The 25,932-nt window shown below is 42.2% G+C and carries 21 protein-coding genes; 20 read left to right on the plus strand and 1 reads right to left on the minus strand.

Annotated elements, in window-relative coordinates; genetic code table 11:
* The first annotated feature begins 64 nt into the window (after window positions 1-64).
* From dnaE to NSS60_RS03305, 9 genes are all read left to right on the plus strand, one after another.
* Window positions 65-3,286: a DNA polymerase III subunit alpha gene (gene dnaE / locus NSS60_RS03265; RefSeq protein WP_004889063.1), complete on the plus strand. Its 3,222-nt coding sequence runs from the start codon at window positions 65-67 to the stop codon at window positions 3,284-3,286.
* 86 nt (window positions 3,287-3,372) lie between these two features.
* A complete protein-coding gene (locus NSS60_RS03270) occupies window positions 3,373-4,626 on the plus strand; it encodes an NAD(P)-dependent malic enzyme (protein WP_004889064.1) in 1,254 nt (417 codons plus the stop codon).
* A complete protein-coding gene (locus tag NSS60_RS03275; RefSeq protein ID WP_004889065.1) occupies window positions 4,613-5,221 on the plus strand; it encodes a FadR/GntR family transcriptional regulator in 609 nt (202 codons plus the stop codon). The genes NSS60_RS03270 and NSS60_RS03275 overlap by 14 nt, the downstream gene beginning before the upstream one ends.
* 205 nt (window positions 5,222-5,426) lie before the next feature.
* Window positions 5,427-6,707, plus strand: coding sequence for an RNA-guided endonuclease IscB (gene iscB / locus NSS60_RS03280; protein WP_340720642.1), 1,281 nt, complete (start codon window positions 5,427-5,429; stop codon window positions 6,705-6,707).
* A 150-nt stretch (window positions 6,708-6,857) separates the two neighbouring features.
* A complete protein-coding gene (gene accD / locus NSS60_RS03285) occupies window positions 6,858-7,730 on the plus strand; it encodes an acetyl-CoA carboxylase, carboxyltransferase subunit beta (RefSeq protein ID WP_004889068.1) in 873 nt (290 codons plus the stop codon).
* The gene (gene accA, locus NSS60_RS03290) at window positions 7,715-8,692 is read left to right on the plus strand and encodes an acetyl-CoA carboxylase carboxyl transferase subunit alpha (RefSeq protein WP_004889069.1); all 978 of its coding nucleotides are present in this window, start codon (window positions 7,715-7,717) and stop codon (window positions 8,690-8,692) included. The genes accD and accA overlap by 16 nt, the downstream gene beginning before the upstream one ends.
* 180 nt (window positions 8,693-8,872) lie before the next feature.
* Complete coding sequence (pfkA, locus tag NSS60_RS03295) at window positions 8,873-9,832, plus strand: 6-phosphofructokinase (RefSeq protein ID WP_003397971.1); 960 nt, start codon at window positions 8,873-8,875, stop codon at window positions 9,830-9,832.
* A gap of 48 nt (window positions 9,833-9,880) precedes the next feature.
* Window positions 9,881-11,641 (plus strand): pyruvate kinase, encoded by a 1,761-nt coding sequence (pyk, locus tag NSS60_RS03300; protein WP_004889070.1) that lies wholly within the window; start codon window positions 9,881-9,883, stop codon window positions 11,639-11,641.
* Window positions 11,642-11,687: 46 nt separating this feature from the next.
* Window positions 11,688-12,080: an FxsA family protein gene (locus NSS60_RS03305; protein WP_128356969.1), complete on the plus strand. Its 393-nt coding sequence runs from the start codon at window positions 11,688-11,690 to the stop codon at window positions 12,078-12,080.
* Between the two features lie 17 nt (window positions 12,081-12,097).
* Here the strand turns inward: NSS60_RS03305 and ytvI are convergent, their stop codons facing one another.
* Complete coding sequence (gene ytvI / locus NSS60_RS03310) at window positions 12,098-13,216, minus strand: sporulation integral membrane protein YtvI (protein WP_004889072.1); 1,119 nt, start codon at window positions 13,214-13,216, stop codon at window positions 12,098-12,100.
* Between the two features lie 88 nt (window positions 13,217-13,304).
* Here ytvI and NSS60_RS03315 point away from each other — a divergent pair, with 88 nt between their 5' ends.
* From NSS60_RS03315 to ytaF, 11 genes are all read left to right on the plus strand, one after another.
* The gene (locus NSS60_RS03315) at window positions 13,305-13,760 is read left to right on the plus strand and encodes a DUF441 domain-containing protein (RefSeq protein WP_004889073.1); all 456 of its coding nucleotides are present in this window, start codon (window positions 13,305-13,307) and stop codon (window positions 13,758-13,760) included.
* 157 nt (window positions 13,761-13,917) lie between these two features.
* The gene (locus tag NSS60_RS03320; RefSeq protein WP_088223189.1) at window positions 13,918-15,099 is read left to right on the plus strand and encodes an IS701 family transposase; all 1,182 of its coding nucleotides are present in this window, start codon (window positions 13,918-13,920) and stop codon (window positions 15,097-15,099) included.
* 292 nt (window positions 15,100-15,391) lie between these two features.
* On the plus strand, window positions 15,392-16,510 hold the full coding sequence (gene citZ, locus NSS60_RS03325) for a citrate synthase (protein WP_004889075.1): 1,119 nt from the start codon (window positions 15,392-15,394) through the stop codon (window positions 16,508-16,510).
* Window positions 16,511-16,590: 80 nt separating this feature from the next.
* Entirely contained in the window at window positions 16,591-17,865 is a 1,275-nt protein-coding gene (gene icd, locus NSS60_RS03330; RefSeq protein ID WP_041637930.1) for an NADP-dependent isocitrate dehydrogenase, read from the plus strand.
* Window positions 17,866-17,888: 23 nt separating this feature from the next.
* Window positions 17,889-18,827 carry a malate dehydrogenase gene (gene mdh, locus NSS60_RS03335; protein WP_035018471.1) on the plus strand — a complete coding sequence of 313 codons (939 nt, stop codon included), beginning with the start codon at window positions 17,889-17,891 and terminating at the stop codon, window positions 18,825-18,827.
* A gap of 59 nt (window positions 18,828-18,886) precedes the next feature.
* Window positions 18,887-19,018 (plus strand): hypothetical protein, encoded by a 132-nt coding sequence (locus NSS60_RS03340; protein ID WP_268915706.1) that lies wholly within the window; start codon window positions 18,887-18,889, stop codon window positions 19,016-19,018.
* A gap of 90 nt (window positions 19,019-19,108) precedes the next feature.
* Window positions 19,109-19,825, plus strand: a complete 717-nt coding sequence (locus NSS60_RS03345) for a response regulator transcription factor (protein WP_004889078.1) — start codon at window positions 19,109-19,111, stop codon at window positions 19,823-19,825.
* On the plus strand, window positions 19,818-21,581 hold the full coding sequence (gene pnpS / locus NSS60_RS03350) for a two-component system histidine kinase PnpS (RefSeq protein ID WP_064213948.1): 1,764 nt from the start codon (window positions 19,818-19,820) through the stop codon (window positions 21,579-21,581). The genes NSS60_RS03345 and pnpS overlap by 8 nt, the downstream gene beginning before the upstream one ends.
* Window positions 21,582-21,775: 194 nt before the next feature.
* Window positions 21,776-24,403, plus strand: coding sequence for a DNA polymerase I (polA, locus tag NSS60_RS03355; RefSeq protein WP_064213947.1), 2,628 nt, complete (start codon window positions 21,776-21,778; stop codon window positions 24,401-24,403).
* Window positions 24,404-24,420: 17 nt separating this feature from the next.
* Window positions 24,421-25,242, plus strand: coding sequence for a DNA-formamidopyrimidine glycosylase (gene mutM / locus NSS60_RS03360; RefSeq protein ID WP_064213946.1), 822 nt, complete (start codon window positions 24,421-24,423; stop codon window positions 25,240-25,242).
* A gap of 66 nt (window positions 25,243-25,308) precedes the next feature.
* On the plus strand, window positions 25,309-25,932 hold the full coding sequence (gene ytaF / locus NSS60_RS03365) for a sporulation membrane protein YtaF (protein ID WP_064213945.1): 624 nt from the start codon (window positions 25,309-25,311) through the stop codon (window positions 25,930-25,932).

Raw genomic sequence — 25,932 nt, forward strand, 5'->3', positions numbered from 1 at the left:
ATGTTTTGCTTTTCGGCTTTTATAGAGCATATAATAGAAAAAAATAGAAAAGGTGGGAGACACATTGTCGTTTATCCATCTACAAGTGCGGAGTGGTTATAGCTTATTAAGTAGCACAGTCAAAATAGAGGAACTTGTCACGCGCGCACGTGAACTTCAATTTCCAGCAATCGCTTTAACAGATGAAAACGTCCTCTATGGCGTTATTCCTTTTTATGAGGCGTGTCAAGCGCATGGAATTAAGCCAATTATCGGCATGATGGCAACGATTATGGATGAACATGGCCATACTGATCAGCTCGTGCTGTTAGCAAAAAATAACGACGGGTATCGTCAACTTGTCCATATTGCTACAGCTATTCAAATGAATGATGGAAAGGGCATTTCTTTACTTGATTTCTCACATCATACGAGCGAACTCATCGGTATGACATGTGGGGTATACGGTCGGGTGGAGCAACATTTATTGAACGGCGAAATTGAGCAAGCTGAGGCGATCGTTCAAACGTATGCGAAGCTGTTTCAACGTGGCGATTTTTATATAAACGTGCAGCGACATGGCTTACAAGAACAAGAGCATTTGTTGTCACTACTTTTTGAACATAGTAAACGATGGGACATTCCGCTCGTGGCGACAAACGATGTACGCTACATGTATAAAGAGGATGCACTTGCTCTTGAATGTTTACTTGCGATGAAACACGGAAAGAAAATGGCTGACCCGACACGTCCGCGTTTAGCAACAAATGAATATCTTTTAAAAAGCGCTTATGAAATGGCCGCGTTATTTTCAAATGGTTATGAAGCGGTCGAGGAGACGGTACGCATTGCGCAACGATGTCATGTGACGTTTGAGTCTAAAAAATGGTTTATGCCGCGCTATCCTGTTCCTTCGGGGAAAACAGCTGACGAATATTTGCAAACGTGGTGTTGGGAGCAACTAACGAAACGGTTTCCTGATCGACCACAAGCATATGTCGCTCGATTGCAATATGAACTGCAAATCATTCAACAGATGAATTTTAGTGACTATTTTTTAATCGTTGCTGATTTTGTACGCTTTGCTCGTGAACGAGGCATACTAACGGGACCGGGACGTGGATCAGCCGCTGGATCGCTCGTCGCTTACATACTCGGTATTACCCAAGTCGACCCTTTGCAATATGGGTTATTGTTTGAGCGTTTTTTAAATCCAGCACGTTTATCTCTCCCGGATATTGATATCGATTTTCCTGATGATCGTCGTGAAGAAGTGATTCGTTACATTGAGCAAAAATACGGACCCGACCACGTTGCACAAATTGTGACGTTTGGAACTTTCGGGATGCGTTCTGCTGTTCGTGAAGTTGGTCGTGTTTTTGATGTCGATGAAAGCGAAATCCAACAAACGCTAGCAACCGGAAGCTTTGATCATACGCGCCCATGGCACTACGTTGCACAACGAATTGAAGGATTACCGAAGCATACGTCCGTTCATGCTGCCGGTATTGTGATCAGCCCCCGTCCATTAACGGACATCATCCCTCTTCAAAGCGGGCAGACGACAACATATGTGACACAATATGCAATGGATGCGCTTGAACGACTAGGACTACTAAAATTCGATTTACTTGCGCTTAAAAATTTAACGATGATCGAACAAATGATTCAAAGCATTGAACAACGTACAGGTCATCGTTTGAGTTTTGAAAACATGCCAATTGATGATCAAAAAACGTATGCTCTTTTCAGCCAAGGAGATACATTTGGCGTATTTCAGCTTGAGTCAGAAGGAATGAAGCGGGTATTGCGCGAATTACAACCGACAACGTTTGAAGATATCGTTGCAGTAAACGCCTTATTTCGTCCGGGACCGATGGAACAAATTCCAACATATATTGCTCGTAAACATGGCCGTGAACCGATCCGTTACATGCATGATGATTTGCAATCGATTTTGCAATCGACATATGGCGTCATCGTGTACCAAGAACAAATTATGAAAATCGCTGAACAAATGGCGAAATTTTCATTAGCTCAGGCAGATTTATTACGTCGAGCAATAAGTAAAAAAGACGTTGGACAAATGGAAAAAGAGAAAAAACACTTCATTGAGGGATGCATACAAAATGGGTATGATGCGCATCTCGCAAACGAATTGTATGAGCTTATCGTTCGTTTTGCTGGATATGGGTTTAACCGTAGCCACGCAGTAGCATATAGCTACATCGCATATATGCTTGCGTATATTAAAGCACATTATCCGCTTGATTTTTATGCTGCTGTACTAACAAACGTAAGTGGGCAAAAAGAAAAAATGATGCAATGTGTACACGAACTTCGGAGCAAAAAAATACGGCTACTCCCTCCTTCCATTGCACGGAGCGAAGGGCACTTTACTGTTGATGATAACGGTATTCGCTTTGGATTGTTAGCGATTAAGCAGGTGAGCGTTGCTTTTGTCAAAGAAGTGATTCGAGAGCGTCAAAAACGTCCATTTTCCGATTTTTTTGATTTTGTTTCACGGCTACGTATGGAATCTTCACAAAAAAAAGTGGTCGAGGCGCTTATTTTTTCAGGTTGTTTTGACGAGTTTCATATTGAACGTGCCACCCTTTACGCAAGCATCGATGTCGCGATTGAGCATGCGGAGTTGATGAATTTCTCTCTTCATGTACAACCAAAATACGTTCAAGCTGAGCCGTTATCGCTTATCGATCAACTAAAATATGAAAAACAATGGCTGAACGTATACGTGTCCCCTCATCCGGTTGAATCATTTTCACATTTTTATTCGATGTGGGGAGCAAAGCGCATGTATGAATGGACGAAAGAAAATGTGAATCATGGCAAAGTAATTGTATATGTTGAGGAGGTGACGAGAAAACGGACGAAAAAAGGGGAAGAAATGGCGTTTGCTACAATTTGTGATGACAGCGATGAATGGCAAGCGGTCGTATTTCCGACGAGTTATCGGCGGTTTCATGATTTATTGCAACAAGGAAGCATACTGTATATGGAAGGAAAAATAGAACAGCGATCGAGCGGGTGGCATCTCATTGTACAACAAGTGAGAAAACCAGTATGTGTGTATATCAAAATTGATGAACAGCATGCATCGCCAGTTGTGTTAAAGCAGTTGAAGGATGTGCTAACCGCTCATCGTGGACATGCACCTGTCATTTTGTATTATGAAACGGAACGAAAAAAAGTGCAGCTCTCCCATGAGTACGCAGTATCCCCAAACGATGAGAGCATTCGGCAATTGACAGCATTGCTTGGCGATGGGAATATCGTCGTGAAATAAAATGCTTTACTATTTCTCATTTTTATTATATTTTTATAGAAGTTAAGTGGTCAGACCAGTGACCACTTGTTAGGGAGGAATATGTCGTGTCTTTGTTTAAAGAAGCACTCCATATGCATGAGCGCTATCAAGGAAAATTAGAAGTAAAGGCGAAAGTGCCGCTAAAAAACGCTTACGATTTAAGCTTAGCTTATTCTCCCGGTGTAGCAGAACCGTGCAAAGTGATCCATCAAGAACCGAGCAAAATATACGATTATACGTTAAAAGCGAATACGGTGGCGGTTGTATCGAATGGAAGCGCAGTATTAGGACTTGGAAATATTGGAGCAGAAGCAGCGTTACCAGTCATGGAAGGGAAAGCAGTCCTTTTTAAAAGTTTTGCTGGAGTTGATGCGTTTCCGATTTGTTTAAATACATCAGACGCGGAACAAATCATTCAAACAGTAAAACTACTTGAGCCGACATTTGGTGGCATTAACTTGGAAGATATCGCGGCTCCGCATTGTTTTATTATTGAAGAGCGGTTAAAGGAAGAAATGAACATTCCTGTCTTTCACGACGACCAGCACGGAACAGCGATTGTGACTGTTGCGGGTCTAGTAAACGCGTTAAAGTTAGTAAACAAAAAGATGGAAGATATTCAAGTCGTGATTAACGGAGCAGGTGCGGCAGGCATTGCGATCATGAAGTTGCTCCGCTGTTACGGAGTCAAACATATGATTATGTGCGATTCAAAAGGGGCCGTTTATGAGGGGCGTCCGTACGGAATGAATGACATCAAACATGAAATTGCGCAATGGACAAACGTAGAGAAAAAATCAGGGACGTTACAAGAAGTGATCGTTGGTGCGGATGTATTTATTGGTGTGTCTGTTGCAGGAGCATTGACAGCTGGCATGGTTGAAACGATGAATCGGGATGCGATCATTTTTGCGATGGCAAACCCGATGCCAGAAATTATGCCTGAAGAGGCGCTACAAGCAGGGGCGACGGTTGTTGGCACCGGGCGTTCTGATTATCCGAATCAAGTGAATAATGTTTTGGCATTTCCAGGTATTTTCAGAGGAGCGCTTGATGTGCGCGCAAAACAAATTAATGAACAAATGAAAATAGCCGCCGTTGAAGCGATTGCTAACTTAATTACAGAAGACGAATTGCGCGCCGATTATGTCATTCCAGCTCCGTTTGATCCTCGTGTTGCTCCAGCTGTCGCCGCTGCTGTGGCGAAAGCAGCAATCGAAACAGGGGTCGCACGCACGATGCTCGATCCAAAAGAGGTAGAACAACGAACGCGACAATTAGTAGCTATTGCAGGTGAGCACAACGATGACGACTTCTAAAGTATACATCGAAACATTTTGGCAAATTCATCGCATGATTGAGGAAGCAGGTCTTCAACCAGGTGATCGGCTTCCATCTGAACGAGAGCTAGCCGACCGATTAGGAGTCGGACGCTCTTCTGTTCGTGAAGCGTTGCGGGCGTTGGAGTTGCTCGGATTAATAGAAACGCGTCGCGGGGAAGGAACGTTTATGAAGCCGTTTGGTGACCATCAGCTTATTCAGCTTCTCGGCTCGTTTATTTTACAGGGAAATCGGGAAAAACGAGATTTAATCGAAACAAAAGTTCTTATCGAACAAATATGTTTGCAGCTTGCCTGCGAACGACTGACGGATGAGAAGCTTGAGCGTATCAAACGGGAGGAACATACGTATCATTCATTTTTTCGGCGAATTGTAGAAGCGACGGATAACTATTTGTTGCTACGCATTTGGCTCGTATTAACCGACTTTTTTAAACACATCTATACGTTGACTCTCCCTTCCGAATTTTATGAACAAATGTGGGTGGCGTTACAAAAACGGTCGTGCGAAGAAGCAATAGCGATGTATGAACAATACGTCAACAACCCAATGACTAAAGTCATGGGCTTGTAAGCCCCATGTTGACCAGACCAAGGCTTGAAACAGAGCCTACGTTATAGATGTCATGACACGTTCGGGTGCTTCTCCAGCCCGTTCCTCTGTCGTGCAAGGTTAAACAAGCGTGGTGGGTAGCGCTAGTGTCTTGCACATAACAAGCATCTATAACATGGTCGAGGAGAATATGACCTGCTTTATGCAGAGGAAAGGGGAGAACCCTATGGTTTTTGTGTTAGACACAAACAAACGTCCGCTTGCTCCTTGTCACGAAGCAGTTGCGAGAAAGCTGTTGAAACAAGGAAAAGCAGCGATCTACAAACGCTATCCATTTACGATTATTTTAAAAGAAATTGTCGATAATTTTCGACCGAAAACACCGTATCGGCTCAAAATCGATCACGGAAGCAAACACACAGGACTTGCGATTTTGCGAGGACAAGAAGTGGTATGGTTAGGGCAACTTGACCATCGCACAGACATCAAGGAAAGAATGGATAAAAGGCGTGCTTTCCGTCGAGCAAGACGAAATCGAAAAACTCGATACAGAAAACCACGTTTTCTTAATCGTAGGAGAAAAGACGGGTGGTTGCCGCCATCACTAGAGAGTCGCGTGCAAAATATCCAAACATGGGTTAACCGCCTAAAGAAGTTATGCCCCATTGGGTATATATCATACGAAAATACCAAATTCGACACGCAACTCATGCGAAATCCTGAAATCAATGGTGTAGAGTATCAACAAGGCACGCTACAAGGATATGAAGTACGGGAGTATTTGCTTGAAAAGTTTGGGCGGAAGTGTTGTTATTGCGGAAAAGAAAATGTTCCACTTGAAGTGGAGCATATCATTCCAAAATCGAGAGGTGGAACAGACCGAGTGGATAACCTATGTCTTGCCTGTCATGACTGTAATCAGCGCAAAGGAAGTAAGACAGCAGAAGAATTCGGGTATCCGCACATTCAAAAGCAAGTCAAAGAATCATTAAAAGATGCAAGTGCTGTCAACTCGACAAGGTGGAAAGTGTATGAAGTGTTAAAACAAAGCGGATGCGAAGTAGAGTGTGGAACAGGTGCACGAACGAAAATGAATCGTATTCGTTTAGACTTGCCGAAAACACACTATTTTGACGCTTGTTGCGTGGGAGAAAGCACACCAAATCACTTATATTTCAAAACAAAAGAAGTGTTATTCATTAGAGCAAAGGGGCGTGGTAGTCGTTCACGCACAAACCTAGATAGATATGGCTTCCCAAGAGGTTATCTTGCAAGACAAAAGTTCTTCTTTGGCTTCCAAACAGGGGACATGGTTAAGGCTGTTATCCCAAGAGGGAAATATCAAGGCGTTTGGTTTGGCGAAGTCGCATGTAGAAAGACTGGAAGTTTCGATATTAAAGGCAAGGACGGTAAACGTATCGCACAAGGAATAAATTATAGATATGTCCAAGTCATTCAGCGATTTGACGGATACACATATCGAAGGGAGGGAATGAACATTGCGTAAGGTGCAATTCCTCCCCGTGCCTAAAGGCAGAGGCTTCCTTGCGTAAGTTTCGTGATGCAAAAAATGTCGAAAGAGAACTGACACAATATGACAAACAAAGTTGTTTTTATTCGGTAAAGTAGAAATGGACGAAGTAGGGGAGGGAAACGTGTGCTGAAAGATTTGTTCTCCAAAAAGAAGAAATATGCGGCCATTCCATCTGAACAAGCGAAGCAAGACGTGCCAGAAGGCATTATGACGAAATGTCCGAAGTGTAAAAAAATCATGTATACGAAAGAACTAGTGAAAAATTTACGCGTTTGTATATCGTGCGGCTATCATCATCCGATGTCTGCTCCTGAACGTATTGCGTGCTTATTAGATGAAGGAACGTTTTGTGAATATGACCGTCACCTTCTTTCTAAAAACCCGCTCGACTTCCCGCAATATATGGAAAAGATTGAAGAAGATCGTGAGAAAACGAAGCTAAATGAGGCGGTTGTGACAGGGGAAGGAACGATCAACGGCTTTCCTGTCGTTGTTGCCGTGATGGATTCCCGTTTCCGTATGGGAAGCATGGGATCGGTCGTTGGAGAAAAAATTGCCCGCGCCATTGAGCGAGCGATGGAAAAATCGGTACCTTTTATTATTTTTACCGCTTCCGGTGGAGCGCGGATGCAAGAAGGTGTATTAAGTTTGATGCAAATGGCGAAGACAAGTGCTGCGTTAAAACTGTTTAGCGAACAAGGCGGGCTTATTATTTCAGTGATGACTCATCCGACGACAGGTGGTGTATCAGCAAGTTTCGCCTCGCTTGGAGATTACAATTTTGCTGAGCCAGGGGCGCTCATCGGTTTTGCAGGACGGCGCGTCATTGAACAAACCGTTCGTGAGGAATTGCCGGATGACTTTCAAACAGCGGAATTTTTATTGAAACATGGACAACTAGATGCGGTGATCCCGCGTCATGAACTAAAAGACACATTAACGAATGTATTAGACATTCACCAATCGCGAGGTGGAGACGAATGGCGTACGAGTTAGAATTCGAAAAGCCGCTTGTAGAATTGCGAAAAAAAATTAGTGAGTTAAAAGAATTTACAAAGCATCGCGATGTTGACTTTTCCGATGAAATTAATAAATTAGAAGCTCGACTTGAAAAGCTGGAAAACGACATTTATGCGAACTTAAGCCCGTGGGATCGTGTGCAAATTGCGCGCCATCCGAATCGACCAACAACGCTTGATTATATTGAACGATTGTTTACAAACTTTTTCGAATGTCACGGTGACCGTTGTTTTGGTGATGATGAAGCGATTGTAGGAGGAATTGCTAAATATCGCGGATTGCCTGTGACGGTAATCGGCCATCAGCGCGGGAAAGATACGAAAGAAAATATTCGCCGTAATTTTGGTATGCCACATCCCGAAGGATATCGAAAAGCGCTCCGTTTAATGAAACAAGCGGAGAAATTTGGGCGCCCCATTATTTGTTTCATTGATACGAAAGGGGCGTATCCGGGGAAAGCAGCAGAAGAACGAGGTCAAAGTGAAGCAATCGCACGGAACTTATTTGAAATGGCAGGCTTAACTGTTCCGGTCGTATGCATCGTGATCGGCGAAGGAGGAAGCGGTGGCGCGCTTGCTCTTGGTGTCGGCAACTACGTTCATATGCTTGAAAATTCGACGTATTCCGTCATCTCGCCGGAAGGAGCGGCCGCAATTTTATGGAAAGATGCATCGCTCGCAAAAAAAGCTGCCGAAACGATGAAAATTACAGCAAAAGATTTAAAAAAGCTCGGCGTCATTGATGAGATCGTTCCAGAAGTGCGTGGTGGTGCGCATCGAAATGTCGATGAGCAAGCGAAATATATTGACGATGTGCTGCAACGTTCCTTGCGTCAATTGCTTCCATTAAGCGCTGAACAACTGATTGCGCAGCGATATGAAAAATATAAGAAGATTGGCGATTTTATTGAATCTCAACAACATGTATCGGTTATGTAAAAAGGTCATCATCGGATGGCCTTTTTACATGAAATAGACGACTTTGGGCAAACTTGTTGTAGTGAGAAAAATCAACGTTTTGTGAAACATTTCATTATGTATTGTGTTCCATATACCTTCATGTTATCTTAAAGTAAGAGGTTATACTTCTTATTTTATTTTTTAAAGAGGTGAAGAGCGATGAAAAGAATTGGTGTGCTTACGAGCGGTGGCGATTCGCCAGGAATGAATGCCGCTATTCGTGCGGTTGTTCGGAAAGCGATTTACCACGGCTTAGAAGTGTACGGCATTTATCACGGATATGCTGGATTGATTGCCGGGAATATAAAGAAGCTTGAGATTGGCGATGTTGGCGACATTATTCATCGCGGCGGAACGATGTTATATACTGCTCGTTGCCCAGAATTCAAAACGTTAGAAGGACAGTTAAAAGGAATTGAGCAGTTGAAAAAACACGGTATTGAGGGGCTTGTTGTCATTGGTGGCGACGGCTCTTATCAAGGTGCGAAAAAGTTAACAGAACACGGTTATCCGTGTGTTGGTGTGCCGGGAACAATTGATAACGACATTCCAGGAACAGATTTTACGATTGGTTTTGATACAGCGTTAAATACGGTCATTGATGCCATTGACAAAATTCGCGATACAGCGACATCTCATGAACGTACATATGTGATTGAAGTCATGGGACGCCATGCGGGAGATATTGCGCTTTGGGCAGGTCTTGCAGGCGGAGCAGAAAGTATTTTAATCCCAGAAGCAGATTATGATATGGACGAAATAGTCGCGCGTCTCAAACGTGGACATGAGCGCGGTAAAAAACATAGTATTATCATCGTTGCAGAAGGGGTTGGCAGCGGTGTTGATTTCGGTAAACGCATTGAAGAAGCAACAGGATTTGAAACGCGTGTAACTGTGCTAGGGCACGTACAGCGCGGTGGATCACCGACAGCGTTTGACCGTGTACTTGCTAGCCGTTTAGGTGCGCGCGCAGTGGAATTGTTACTCGAAGGAAAAGGTGGACGTTGCGTTGGCATTCAAAACAATCATCTCGTCGACCACGACATCATTGAAGCGTTAGCACAAAAACATACAGTTGACCAAAAAATGTATCAACTATCAAAAGAACTTTCAATTTAGTGGTTATTTATGGTATCGTTTCCATATGCAAAGTGTAGGAGGGTATTTATGCGCAAAACGAAAATTGTTTGTACGATCGGTCCAGCGAGCGAAAGTGTAGAAAAGCTTGTGCAACTCATTGAGGCAGGGATGAATGTCGCCCGCCTCAACTTTTCGCACGGAAGTCATGAAGAACATGCAGCGCGCATTCGCAACATTCGCGAAGCATCGAGAATGACTGGAAAAACGGTTGCGATTTTATTGGATACGAAAGGTCCAGAAATTCGTACACATGACATGGAAAATGGTGCGATTGAATTGAAAGCGGGCGCTGAAGTCACTATTTCGATGACGGAAGTGCTCGGTACGCCAGAAAAATTTTCGGTTACGTATGAAGGGCTAATTGACGATGTGCATGTCGGCTCAACGATTTTGTTAGACGATGGTTTAATTGGTTTAGAAGTATTGGCTGTTGATAAAGAAGCGAAAGAAATAAAAACAAAAGTATTAAACGGTGGCGTATTAAAAAATAAAAAAGGTGTAAACGTTCCGGGTGTAAAAGTAAAACTACCGGGTATTACGGAAAAAGATGCAGAGGACATTCGTTTTGGTATTGAACAAGGGATTGATTTCATCGCTGCATCATTTGTTCGACGCTCTTCCGACGTGCTCGAAATTCGGGAATTGCTTGAGGCGCATGACGCGTTACACATTCAAATCATCCCGAAAATTGAGAATCAAGAAGGCGTAGACAATATTGATGAAATTTTAGAAGTAGCAGACGGTTTAATGGTTGCACGCGGGGATTTAGGCGTCGAAATTCCGGCGGAAGAAGTGCCACTTGTCCAAAAAGAGTTAATTAAAAAATGTAATGCGCTCGGAAAACCGGTCATTACGGCGACACAAATGCTTGATTCGATGCAACGCAACCCACGGCCGACTCGTGCTGAAGCAAGCGATGTGGCAAACGCCATTTTTGATGGAACAGATGCGATTATGCTTTCAGGTGAGACAGCGGCAGGTGCTTATCCAGTCGAAGCGGTACAAACGATGCATCGCATCGCTCTGCGCACAGAACAAGCGTTACAATATCGCGACTTATTATCGAAACGAAGCAAACAGAGCGGCACGACGATTACAGATGCGATCGGACAATCGGTTGCTCACACCGCATTAAATTTAGATGTCGCAGCGATTGTGACGCCGACAGTAAGCGGTCATACCGCTCGGATGATTTCGAAATATCGCCCAAAAGCGCCAATTATCGCCGTGACATCAAATGAAGCTGTATCGCGTAAATTAGCACTTGTTTGGGGTGTTTATCCACGCGTCGCTCAACACGCAACGTCAACGGATGAAATGCTCGATATTGCTGTTGAGGCCGCTCTTGGCACAGGCATCGTGAAACATGGTGACCTTGTTGTCATTACAGCGGGCGTTCCAGTTGGAGAAACAGGTTCAACCAACTTAATGAAAGTGCATATGATTGGCGATATGATTGCGAAAGGGCAAGGGATTGGCCGTAAATCAGCATTCGGGAAAGTTGTTGTAGCGAAAACAGCAGAAGAAGCGCTTGAAAAGATGGTTGAAGGTGGTATTTTAGTGGCGCCTGCAACGGATGTAGACATGATGAAAGCGTTAGAAAAAGCTGTCGCGATCATTACGGAAGAAGGTGGCTTAACAAGCCATGCGGCTGTTGTTGGTTTAAGCTTAGGGATCCCGGTAATTGTTGGGGTAAACCATGCGACATCTATTTTAAAAGATGGACAAGACATTACGGTAGATGCAAGCTTCGGTGCTATTTATCGCGGTCATGCGAGCGTGCTATAATAAAGAAGGGGGACATCCCCTTCTTTATTATTTTGGAGGGATGTGTGTGCGAAACATCTTTTTTCTTCTTTTTATCGTTATTCCAGCGCTAGAAATTGTCGTTCTTGTTTTGTCGGGACAGGCGATCGGGGTTTGGCCGACATTTGCGCTTATTGTCGCCACGGGCATCATCGGTGCATTTTTAGCAAAAAAACAAGGTTTGCATACGTTGCAACGGGCAAAATATGAGTTGATGAACGGGCGTATACCGAGCGATGCGCTATTAGATGGTGTTTGTATTTTAGTTGGTGGGACGTTATTGTTAACGCCAGGGTTTATTACTGATACAGTAGGTTTTATTTTACTTCTCCCATTTGCGCGTGAAAAAATAAAACCGTGGCTTGTGCGCGTATTTAAATGGATTTTTTATACAAAAACGTGGATTTACATTCGAAAATAAAAGCATAAGCTCGTCGCTTATGCTTCTTTTTTTCCGATAATAAAGTTCCAAATATCTTGAAAGACGCCAGCATGATGTAGCGTGCGGCCAATGACGAGCAATACCGGCCCAACGATTAAACCGAGAAACCCGATCAATTTGAAACCGACGAATAAAGCGATCAACGTTGCTAACGGATCGAGTCCGATATTCGAGGAAAGGAGCTTCGGTTCCATCACTTGCCGTTGTACGAGAACGACAATATACAGCACGCTAAGTCCGATCGCAAAATGAGTTTCACCACTTATTGCGGCATAAATGATCCATGGAACGAATACTAATCCCGTTCCTAAGTAAGGTAAAACATCTACAATGCCAATAATAAGGGCGATAGTAATCGCATATTCTACGCGCAAAATAAGCAATCCGACTAATACGATGAGCGTCGTAATGGAAATGAGTGTCGCCTGTGCTTTAAGAAAGCCAAATAGCGCCTTTTTTAATTCGGCAAACACTTTTGTCGTACTCGACTGCACTTTGGTTGGTAATAATTTTTGAAACAACGCTTTTAGCCGATACCAGTCTTTGCTTATAAAAAACGTGGCAAGCAACGAGAAAATAAAAATTGTTGCAAAATTAGGCAACCATCCAATAATGGAAGGAATATTTTGTAATATGTTTTGGATAAATTGCCCGACCGTTGTAGCAATTTTTGTTCCAACGGATTGAATGTTTGCCATAATCGTGTCTTGTTGAGATGTGTCTAAATTTTTAAAGAGTGCCGCTAGTTGGTTATAGAGCGGAATGATTTGGCTTGCCACAAACTGCTCTATATAAATGACAAGCTTTTGAAAATGATTTGGCACAACTGTCGCTAAATATTGTGTGCCGGTCACGATTTCCGCAACAAGGAGGGTAACGAGCCCAGCAACGAGTGCAAGTAAAAGAATTAAAACAACGATGACCGCCAACGCCCTTGGCATTTTCGCTTTTTTCTCCATTACATCGACAATCGGATTAATGAAAAAGGCGATCGCTAACGCAATTAAAAACGGATACGTTAACGTGGACAAATAATATAAGCTTGCTAATCCAGCGATGATCACCACGATCACAAATAAAAAACGCAGGGAACTGTACAAATATTGATTCGACACTCCCTCACCTCCCGTCTTTTGTCATTTACGACTATTATAATATACAATGTAAAAGAAGGAAAAGTTTCAGAGAAGGAGGGGATATTTGATGCAGCCGTTTATTTTTTTATTCATCCTTCTTGTCATTGGCATGATTGCGAAAAATCATTCTCTTATTGTGGCTGTCCTTGTTTTACTTTTTGTGAAAAGTATCGGGGTGGGTTCAAAAGTTTTTCCTTATTTACAACAAAAAGGAATAAATCTCGGTGTGACAATCATTACGATTGCTGTATTAGTTCCGATTGCATCTGGGAAAATAGGTTTTAAAGAACTGACAGAGTCCGTTCGATCGATTTACGCATGGATCGCGCTGTTATCTGGAATTGCCGTTGCTTTATTAGCGAAGGGCGGCGTGACGTTGCTTGCGAAAGATCCGCATATGACGACCGCGCTCGTGCTTGGAACGATTTTAGCTGTATCTTTATTTAAAGGTGTTGCTGTCGGTCCGTTAATTGGTGCTGGCATTGCGTATGTGATCATGAAAATTGTTGATATATTTTCATGATTGATTGCTTTTTTATAATAATATTTTTGAATTATGATCTGTAGATGAGCAAATTTACTAACATAAATTTACAACCAAACAAAAAAGAAGACATGAACCCGATTCCTTGGTTAGAATAGATGTGCCAACAAACCATTCACAAGGAGGTTCATGTCTCATGAATAGATTAGCACATCACCAAGGAATCCACAAGTTTTTGACGATGTTGGGGTTGGCCCTTTATTTCTCGAAACCTGTCATGAAGCATCTCGTTCATATCGTGGATGCGATGATTACAAAGGGCTTTTCGGGAACGCTGACCGATCTACATCATGGGAGTTTTCATCCGAACCATCGCACGACACTGAGCCATTTTTTCACGAAAAGCCCATGGGAGGAAGAGACGCTGCTTCGCAAACTCCAACAGTGGGTGCTTCATCGTGTCGAACGCAGCTCGAAACGAGAGAATCAACCCATTTTTGTTTCGATCGATGATACGATTTGCCAAAAAACGAAGCCCTCGTCACGGGCAACACACGCCATTCAAGGGTGTGATTGGCACTATTCTCACGCAGAGAAAAAGTCGATCTGGGGACATTCTCTCGTTTGGCTCATGGTTCATACGATGACCCAAGCGTTTCCTTTTGCCTTTCGCCTCTACGACAAGACGGTGGGGAAAAGCAAAGGGGAACTCGCGATCGAGATGCTTTCTTCGTTGGATGTGAGTCGACCCGTTTATGTGCTCATGGACTCTTGGTATCCATCGAAAACCCTCGTGGGAGCCTGCTTAAAAAAAGGGTTCCACGTCATCGCGATGCTGAAGACGAATCGGATTCTCTATCCAAAAGGGACGGCCATTCAAGCAAAAGAATTTGCCAAATCTATGGAGCCACGGGATACCCGCCTCGTCACGGTGGGAAAAGAGCGTTATCGGGTGTATCGCTACGAAGGCGCTCTGAACGGTCTCAAGGATGCCGTGGTGCTGCTCGCATGGAAAGCCGATCAGCCGATGACGCCGAAACATCTTCATTGCGTCTTGAGCACCGATCGCGAGCTAAGCGATGAAGAGATCTTGCGCTACTATGCTGCACGTTGGTCGATCGAATGTTTTTTCCGTCAAGCGAAAGACCAGCTGAAACTCGATGGATACCGCGTTCGCGGGCGTCGGGCGGTGAAACGGTATTGGATCTTGGTGCAACTTGCGTATGTGTACAGCATGTTCGAGTCTAACAGTGATTTTTCGGATGGGCTCGATCTCCTGCGCAAGAGAAAAGGACATAGCCTCGTGGAGTTCATTTATCGTGCAGCAAAACAAAATATTCCCATTGATACCGTGAAAAAACAGCTCCACGTGGCATAAGGGGTACCCTGTTTGTCTCTTTTTAAATGGTAATTATTGTAACGAAAATTGCTCAACTACAGTTATGATGTCTTTTAGTTCACAAAAGTCTGATAATTGTTTATAATAATAGTGGAGCATGTACGAAACTATCGTATATATTCCCCTGCTCGCTTCGTGAAGCGACTAGGTGAATATATAACAAAATGTAAGCATTTTCTTTGCATTTTTATTCAGCCGTTTTGAGCAATCGCTCGACGACGCGTTTTAACATGGGAAAAGGGGAATAAAAGAAAAAAAGGAGAGATGTAAGATGACAGTAACTCGCGGTCTCGAAGGGGTTGTAGCAACCACTTCCACAATTAGTTCAATCATCGATGATACGCTCACATATGTTGGGTATAATATCGATGACTTAGCAGAACATGCTACGTTTGAAGAGATCGTTTATTTGCTTTGGCATCGCAAATTGCCAAACAAAGAAGAGCTAGAAACGTTAACAAAGCAGTTGGCGGAACATGCCGATATTCCGCAACAAATCATTGATCACTTTAAAATGTATCCGCTTGATCAAGTTCATCCGATGGCGGCGCTTCGTACAGCGATTTCATTTCTTGGCTTATACGATGAAGAAGCGGAAGCAATGAACCCCGAAGCGAACTATCGCAAAGCTATTCGTTTACAGGCGAAAGTATCAACAATTGTTGCTGCGTTTTCGCGCGTTCGTAAAGGATTAGAACCTGTGCCACCGCGCAAAGATTTAAGTTTTGCGGCAAACTTTTTATATATGCTAACGGGTAAAGAGCCAGATCCAATTGCTGAGGAAGCGTTTAATAAAGCACTCGTGCTTCATGCGGATCACGAGTTGAATGCGTCAACGTTTACAGCGCGCGTCTGTGTTGCTACTTTGTCTGATGTATATTCAGGCATTACAGCGGCGATTGGAGCATTGAAAGGCCCGCTTCATGGTGGAGCAAATGAAGCGGTAATGAAAATGTTGACAGAAATCGGCACACTTGAAAATGTGGAAACATACATTCACAACAAATTGAATAACAAAGAGAAAATTATGGGGTTCGGTCATCGCGTTTATCGCCAAGGTGACCCACGTGCGAAACATTTGAAAAAAATGTCTGAGAAATTGACGAAGTTAACAGGTGAACCACACTGGTATGATATGTCGGTGAAAATTGAAGAGATTGTTACATCGACGAAAGGTTTGCCGCCAAATGTTGACTTCTACTCCGCTTCTGTTTACCATAGTTTAGGAATTGATCATGATTTATTTACACCAATTTTTGCGATTAGTCGCATGTCTGGATGGCTTGCGCACATTTTAGAGCAGTACGAAAACAACCGTCTCATCCGTCCACGTGCCGAATATACAGGACCTACGAGACAAGTATACGTGCCGCTTGAAGAACGTGCATAACATGCATAACAATGGTTGCTCAAGGTGAGAAACTCGCCTTTCTCACCTTTTTTATACTACATGATTTGGAGGTCGTTATTGTGATGCAAGGTGAAAAAATTACGGTTACAAACGGGGTATTAAACGTTCCAAACTATCCGATTATTCCATTTATTGAAGGGGACGGGACAGGTCCAGATATTTGGGCAGCCGCATCTCGCGTATTAGAAGCAGCTGTGGAAAAAGCTTATAAAGGGGAGCGCAAAATCGTTTGGAAAGAAGTGCTTGCTGGTGAAAAAGCGTTTAAGTTGACTGGTGAATGGTTGCCACAAGAAACGCTTGATACGATTCGTGAATACATAATTGCCATTAAAGGACCGCTGACAACACCAGTAGGCGGTGGAATTCGTTCATTGAATGTTGCGCTTCGTCAAGAGCTCGATTTATTTGTATGCTTACGCCCAGTTCGTTATTTTAAAGGAGTACCTTCTCCGGTCAAGCGTCCTGAGGATACAGACATGGTGATTTTCCGTGAAAATACGGAAGACATTTATGCGGGAATTGAGTATGCAAAAGGAACACCAGAAGTGAGAAAATTAATTGATTTCTTGCAAAATGAAATGGGTGTGCGTAAAATTCGCTTCCCTGAAACCTCGGGAATCGGTATTAAGCCAATTTCAGAAGAAGGTACGAAACGATTAGTGCGCGCAGCAATTAAATACGCCATTGAACATGGTCGCAAATCTGTCACGCTCGTTCATAAAGGAAACATTATGAAATATACAGAAGGTGCGTTCAAAAACTGGGGCTATGAATTAGCTGAGCAAGAATTCGGTGATCAAGTGTTTACTTGGGCGGAGTATGACCGCATCGTTGAAACGCACGGAAAAGAAGCTGCAAACCGCGCACAAGCAGAAGCAGAAGCAGCAGGAAAAATCATTGTGAAAGATGCGATTGCAGATATTTTCTTGCAACAAATTTTAACTCGTCCGCGCGAGTTCGATGTTGTTGCAACAATGAACTTAAACGGGGACTACATTTCTGATGCGTTGGCAGCGCAAGTAGGTGGCATCGGTATTGCACCAGGTGCAAATATTAACTATGAAACAGGCCATGCAATCTTTGAAGCAACGCACGGAACTGCACCAAAATATGCGGGGTTGGATAAAGTAAATCCATCATCGGTCATCTTATCTGGTGTCATGATGTTTGAACATCTCGGTTGGAATGAGGCAGCGAAACTGATCGTTGACTCTATGGAGAAGACGATTGCTTCAAAAGTCGTCACGTATGACTTCGCTCGTTTAATGGAGGGCGCAACAGAAGTGAAATGTTCTGAATTCGCAGATGCTCTCATTCGAAACATGGGGGAATAAAATAAAAAAGGGGATGGAAGAACGTGGGTATGAAACGAAAAAAAATCTCAATTATCGGTGCTGGATTTACGGGAGCGACGACGGCGTTCATTTTAGCGCAAAAAGAGCTTGGGGACATCGTTCTTGTCGACATTCCGCAATTAGAAAATCCGACAAAAGGAAAAGCGCTCGATATGCTTGAGTCAAGCCCTGTTCTCGGATTTGACGCTAACATTATTGGCACATCGGATTATGCGGATACCGCTGATTCGGATATTGTTGTCATCACTGCAGGCATTGCGCGCAAACCAGGTATGAGCCGCGATGACTTAGTCACGACAAACCAAGGAATTATGAAGGCGGTCACGAAAGAAGTAGTCAAGTATTCGCCGAACTGCTTTATTATCGTATTAACAAATCCTGTTGATGCGATGACATATACGGTTTTTAAAGAATCTGGCTTTCCGAAAAACCGCGTCATCGGTCAATCTGGAGTATTAGATACCGCACGTTTCCGTACATTTGTTGCACAAGAGTTGAATTTATCTGTGAAAGATATTACAGGGTTTGTTTTAGGCGGTCATGGAGATGACATGGTGCCGCTTGTGCGCTACTCGTATGCAGGTGGCATTCCGCTTGAAACGTTAATCTCAAAAGAGCGGTTAGATGCCATTGTTGAACGTACGCGCAAAGGTGGCGGTGAAATTGTCAACTTACTTGGTAACGGTAGTGCCTATTATGCGCCAGCTGCATCCCTTGCTGAAATGGTTGAAGCGATCGTAAAAGACCAGCGCCGAGTTCTTCCAGCCATCGCTTATTTAGAAGGCGAATACGGGTATGAAGGAATTTATTTAGGTGTGCCAACGATTTTAGGTGGCAACGGAATCGAAAAAGTTATTGAGCTCGAGTTAACAGAGGAAGAAAAAGCGGCATTAGCAAAATCTGTTGAGTCGGTGAAAAATGTAATGAAAGTATTACAATAACAAAAATTCGGGGGTTCCCCCGAATTTTTGCATATGGTCAAACAAAGGGGAGATCAAGGATGCTAGGGAAAAAACGCAAACTTGGACGTTTAATTTCGGACATTTCCGTTGGTGAAGAAATATTAGTTGGATCATTGCGTGTCGTTCCGCCATATCCGTTCGTTGAAGTGAAAGCGTTAGATAACTTTTAAAAAGAGGCTTTTGCCTCTTTTTTGTTTTTTTCTTTTCAAATAACTCGTTATAATAAAAATGTAACAAATTTACGTTGTTGGAGGATGGCTATGTCGAAACGTGTGTTAGTTGTCGATGATGAGCAGTCGATCGTCACGTTGCTAGAGTACAATTTAAAGCAGGCAGGGTTTATTGTATTGACAGCTTATGATGGAGAACAAGGACTTCATAAAGCGTTAGAGGAACGCCCTGATTTCATCATTCTCGATTTAATGCTACCGAAATTAGATGGAATTGAAGTATGTAAACATTTGCGTCAACAAAAAGTGATGACCCCTATTTTAATGTTGACAGCAAAAGATGACGAATTTGATAAAGTGCTTGGTCTTGAATTAGGTGCCGATGACTATATGACAAAGCCGTTTAGCCCACGTGAAGTAGTAGCACGTGTGAAGGCGATTTTACGTCGAACGGTGATTCATGAACAAGAGGAAAAGCAAAATCATAGTGACGATTCGCTCGTTGTCGGACAACTAAAAATTTTCCCTGATCGTTATGAAGCTTATTTTGCACAACAAAGATTAGAACTCACCCCGAAAGAATTTGAACTACTAGCATACTTAGCGAAATATAAAGGTCGTGTCTTAACACGTGATCAATTATTAAGTGCAGTATGGAACTACGATTTTGCTGGGGATACACGCATTGTCGATGTGCATATTAGTCATTTGCGTGACAAAATCGAACATGATACGCGAAAGCCTGTGTATATTAAAACGATACGTGGCTTAGGGTATAAACTGGAGGAGCCGAAAGCGGATGAATAAATTTCGCTCTCGCCTACTGATTGGGCTTGTTTCCGTTATTTTATCCGTGTTGTTTGGCCTAGGTTTGTTATTAGGTCAATTGTTTCAAAAATTTTATGCAGACACGGTACATGATCGAATAGAGAAAGAGGCAAAACTTTTGGCTTTATACATGGAAAATAAATCGTTCCAATCTAATATGTTTAAGCAACAATTACACGCAATTAGCGACATGTTGTCGGCGCGCATCACGATTGTTGATCGTGAAGGACAGATCATGTTTGATACAAACAATTACATATCAATTGATGAAAAACGTCATAAAACATTCATTCGAACGTTACTAAAACAAGAAGATCGTCCTGTTATTTTTCAAGAAGAACAAAATGTATATTATTATGCTGTACCATTTTGGCAGCGTGACCAGAAGCTCGGACATATTGTCATGAGTTTATCTATGGATGCGATCGAGCGGGTAGATGAACAAATTTGGCTGTTGCTTACGTTTAGCTTAAGCGTTGCTTTTTTCATTATTCTTTTATTAGGTATTAAAATTACAAATCAATATACAAAGCCGATTGAAGCGGCAACAAAAGTAGCGATGGAGTTGGCGCGCGGCAATTATAAAGCGAGAACGTATGAAAGTAGAGACGATGAAACAGGGATGCTCAGCCAGTCATTAAACATTTTGGCGCGGAATTTACAAGAGATGGTGCGTACACAAGAAATGCAACAAGATCGTTTGCGAGCCCTTATTGAAAATATAGGGAGCGGTTTAATTTTAATTGATCAACGTGGCTATATTTCATTAATGAACCGCGCATATAAAGAAATGTTCCATATCGATCCGTCTGACTATGTTCATCGTTTATATTATGAAGCGTTCCCTCATAAAGAAGTCATTGCGCTTGTAGAAGAAATATTTATGACAGAGGTAAATGTACGTAAACAAATGCTCCTTCCGATCGACATTGAACGGAAACATTTTGAAGTGTACGGAACGCCAATTATTGGGACAAACGACGAATGGAAAGGAATTATCGTTGTGTTCCATGATATTACTGAGCTAAAAAAACTTGAACAAATGCGCAAAGATTTTGTCGCCAATGTTTCTCACGAGTTAAAAACACCGATTACGTCCATTAAAGGTTTTGCAGAAACGTTGTTAGACGGGGCGATGCACGATGCTCAAACGCTTGAATGCTTTTTAACGATTATTTTAAAGGAAAGTGAGCGTCTTCAACATTTAATCCAAGATTTGCTCGATTTGTCAAAAATCGAACAGCAAGGATTTACGTTAAATATATCCGTTGTTGACTTGCATGAAGTATTGAAGGAAGTTATCGTCATGCTTGAAGCGAAAGCAAACGATAAACAAATCACATTGGAATGTACATCGAATGCACCGCTTTGTTATATGTATGGCGATTTACATCGTTTAAAGCAAATTTTTATTAATTTAATTAATAACGCGATCGCTTATACACCAGCTGGTGGACGCGTAACGGTCTATGTGGAGAAAGATGATAAAGAGATACACGTTCATGTAAGTGACACAGGAATTGGAATTGAACAAAAAGAAATTCCACGTATTTTTGAACGATTTTATCGTGTGGACAAAGCACGAAGTCGCAACTCAGGTGGTACGGGTCTTGGATTAGCGATCGTGAAACATTTAGTGGAGGCGCATCACGGTACAATTTCCGTAAAAAGCAAAGTGGGAGTAGGTACGACGTTTACTGTTCATTTCCATGTTGACGCTTACAGCAATGAATGATTTTTAACGATATATTTACAATTGATTTACCATATATTAAAAAAATATTGATAACATAACAGGTGAAAACCCCTTCATCCAAGAATCCGATTGTCTTGGAATAGGCGAGGACAGCGAACGTTCTCGTCTTTTTTCTTTTTTGGAGGCAATCATGGTAAAATAAGCGTAAATGAATACAAGAGGAGGTTTTCGGTTTGGCAAACAAACTCGTTTTAATTGATGGTAATAGCATCGCTTATCGCGCTTTTTTTGCATTGCCGCTCTTACATAACGATAAAGGCATTCATACAAACGCCATTTACGGTTTTACAATGATGTTAATGAAACTCATTGAAGAAGAAAAGCCGACGCATATGCTTGTCGCGTTTGACGCAGGAAAAACGACATTTCGTCATGAAGTATATACAGAATATAAAGGTGGGAGACAAAAAACGCCACCAGAATTATCGGAACAGTTTCCGTTTTTACGCGAACTGCTTGATGCATATAACATTCGTACGTACGAACTTGAAAATTATGAAGCAGACGATATTATCGGAACGCTTGCCACCAAAGCAGAAAAAGAAGGGTTTGACGTCGTCATTATTTCGGGAGATCGCGATTTGACACAATTAGCGTCGGAACGTATTCATGTTCATGTCACGAAAAAAGGCATAACAGATATGGAGCGATATACACCGGAATACGTATTTGAGAAGTATGGGCTAACGCCTGCACAAATTGTTGATTTGAAAGGATTAATGGGCGATGCATCAGATAATATTCCAGGCGTTCCGGGAGTCGGAGAGAAAACAGCATTAAAATTATTAAAAGAATATGGAACGATTGAACATGTACTTGCCTCACTTGAACATATTTCCGGAAAAAAATTGAAGGAAAACTTACAAACGTACCGTGAACAAGCGTTACTAAGTAAACAGTTGGCAACCATTCATCGTGATGTTCCATTGACACTATCGCTCGATGAGTTAGCATGGCAGTCGTATGATGCAGAACGGGTAGCAACGCTATTTCAAGAGCTCGGTTTCACTTCGCTTATGGACAAAATTGGTCAAATTTCACAAGAACAACTATCATTAACCGATATTTCGTTTGTTACGGTTCAAGCGATTGATGAGCACATGTTGACAAAAGAAGGTGCACTTGTTGTTGAAGTGATGGATGCGAATTATCATCAAGCGCCTATTCTTGGCTTTGCGCTTGTGAATGAGCGTGGACACTTTTTTATTCCGACGGACATAGCTCTCGCTTCATCACGATTTAAAAGATGGCTTGAAGATGAGCAATGTAAAAAAAGTGTGTTTGATGCCAAACGAGCGATCGTTGCGCTGAAGTGGAACGGTATTGAACTTAAAGGTGTCGATTTTGATCTATTATTAGCTGCATACTTGCTCAATCCGACCGATGCGAATGGGGATGTGGCGGCCGTTGCAAAAACGAAGCAATATACGGATGTACAAAGCGACGAAGAAGTATATGGAAAAGGAGCGAAACAAGCTATTCCGCCGACAAATGTATTAGCTGAACATCTCGTACGAAAGGCGAAAGCGATCGCTTCGTTGAAAGAAACATATATTCAAGAACTAAAGCGGAATGAACAATTTGAATTGCTTGTACATTTAGAATTACCGCTGACGTTCATTTTAGCACAAATGGAATTTTACGGTGTGAAAGTGGATGTTGATCGTTTGGAACAGATGGGAAAAGAGTTTACTGCCCAACTCGAACAAATTGAGCAACGCATTTATGAACTTGCAGGAACAACGTTTAACATTAATTCTCCGAAACAACTAGGAACGATTTTATTTGAAAAACTTCAGTTGCCGATTGTGAAAAAAACGAAAACAGGTTATTCTACCTCCGCTGACGTTCTAGAAAAGTTAGCGCCATACCATGAAATTATTGAGCAAATTTTACACTATCGTCAGCTCGGAAAATTACAATCCACATATGTCGAAGGATTAATGAAAGTCGTCCGAAAAGATACAGGAAAAGTGCATACGATTTTTCAACAAGCGTTGACTCAAACGGGACGTTTAAGCTCTACAGAGCCTAATTTACAAAATATCCCTATTCGTATTGAGGAAGGAAGAAAAATTCGTCAAGCGTTTGTCCCATCCTCAGACGATTGGGTTATTTTTGCAGCTGATTATTCTCAAATCGAGTTGCGCGTTTTAGCGCATATTGCTAACGATGAAAATTTAATTGCCGCGTTTCACCACGACCTTGATATTCATACGAAAACGGCTATGGATATTTTTCATGTCAAGGAAGACGAAGTGACCGCTCATATGCGCCGTCAAGCGAAAGCAGTCAATTTTGGCATCGTTTATGGGATTAGCGACTACGGATTATCACAAAATTTAGGCATCACGCGCAAAGAGGCAGCCGAATTTATTGAACGATATTTTCGAAGTTATCCGGGTGTAAAGCGGTATATGGAAGAGATCATACAAGATGCAAAACAAAAAGGGTATGTGACGACATTGCTTCACCGTCGTCGTTATTTGCCGGATATTACAAGTAGTAATTTTAATGTTCGTAGTTTTGCGGAACGGACAGCGATGAACACGCCAATTCAAGGAAGTGCGGCCGATATTATTAAAAAAGCGATGATTGATTTGGCTAATCGTTTACATGAAGAACGACTGCAAACTCGTTTGTTGCTGCAAGTACATGACGAATTGATTTTAGAAGCACCAAAAGAAGAAATTGAATTGTTGAAAAAAATCGTACCAGATGTGATGGAGAACGCAGTATCATTACGTGTTCCGTTAAAAGTCGACTATCATTTTGGTCCAACATGGTATGATGCGAAGTAACGAAAGGGGGAGCAACCATGCCAGAATTACCTGAAGTCGAAATGGTGAGGCGGACATTGCTTCCACTTGTTGTTGGTAAAACGATCGAACGTGTGAAAGTGCATTGGTCAAAAATTATTCAGCACCCTGATGTAGCTACGTTTTGTGAGTGTCTGAAAGGACAGACGATTCACGATATTCAGCGGAGAGGTAAATTTTTACTCTTTCAATTGGATGATGTCGTCCTCGTTTCTCATTTGCGGATGGAAGGACGTTATATATATGAAAAAGAAGATACTCCATTTGATCAACATACACACATTTTTTTTACATTCACAGATCAGACGGAACTTCGTTATCGCGATGTGCGCAAATTTGGTACGATGCATTTATTTAATAAAGGTGAAGAATTCCGTGTCCCTCCTTTATCAAGTATTGGGGTTGAGCCGTTCGATGAGCAATTTACGGTTGCATGGCTTACAGATCAACTTCAACGAACAAAACGCACAATAAAAGCGACATTGCTTGATCAAACGATTGTCGCAGGATTAGGCAATATTTATGTCGATGAAGTATTATTTCGTTCGTCCATTCATCCAGAGCGGACAGCAACGACGTTAACGATACGGGAAATCGAAGCATTACATGAGGCAATTGTTCAAACGATACAAGAAGCGATTGAAAAAGGTGGAAGTACCGTTCGAACATATGTGAATACGCAAGGGAAGACAGGGACGTTTCAAACGCAATTGTATGTATACGGCCGTGCCAACATGCCATGCCGTCGTTGTGGAAATCCCATTTCCAAAACAACTGTAGCCAATCGCGGCACACATTATTGTAAACATTGTCAAACGTAATGTAAGAACATTGCCTAGACCTCTTCCATATACTATGGTAGCTTTTCAAGGAAGGGGCGGGCGTATATGATTACATGGTCTTTATTTTTGCTTGCGTTTGCTGTAAGCATTGATGGGTTGACTGTCGGTATTACGTATGGTATGCGGAATGTACATGTTCCGCTTCGTTCGTTGCTGATTATTTCGTTTTTTTCATGCATGACATTTTTAGTAGCGATGGGCATTGGTCGCATGTTATATATGTTTTTTTCTCCAACCGTTGCCAACGCAATGGGTGGGGGGATATTAATCATATTAGGATTATGGATGATTATTCAATCCGTGCTCAAGAGAGATAAAAATGAAGAAAAATTTTTAATGAACGTAGAAATTCGTTCGCTCGGCATTGTCATTCAAATTTTGCGCAAACCAACGATGGCTGATTTTGACCGTTCAGGAACGATTACAGGGATGGAGGCTGTATTTTTAGGAATCGCCTTGTCGCTCGATGCGTTTGGAGCAGGCGTAAGCGCGGCGCTTTTAAACTATTCGGTAGCGTTTACCACATTTCTCGTTTGCTTGCTTAGCCTTAGTTTCTTATTTAGCGGGTTGAAAATTGGAAAATCGTTTAGAAAGTATGACTGGCTACAAAAATACTCGTTTTTACCTGGGATTATGCTTATTGTCATTGGTATTTTTAAAATGAGATAG

Source organism: Anoxybacillus sp. FSL W8-0382 (assembly GCF_038003845.1).
Taxonomy (GTDB): domain Bacteria; phylum Bacillota; class Bacilli; order Bacillales; family Anoxybacillaceae; genus Anoxybacillus; species Anoxybacillus flavithermus_G.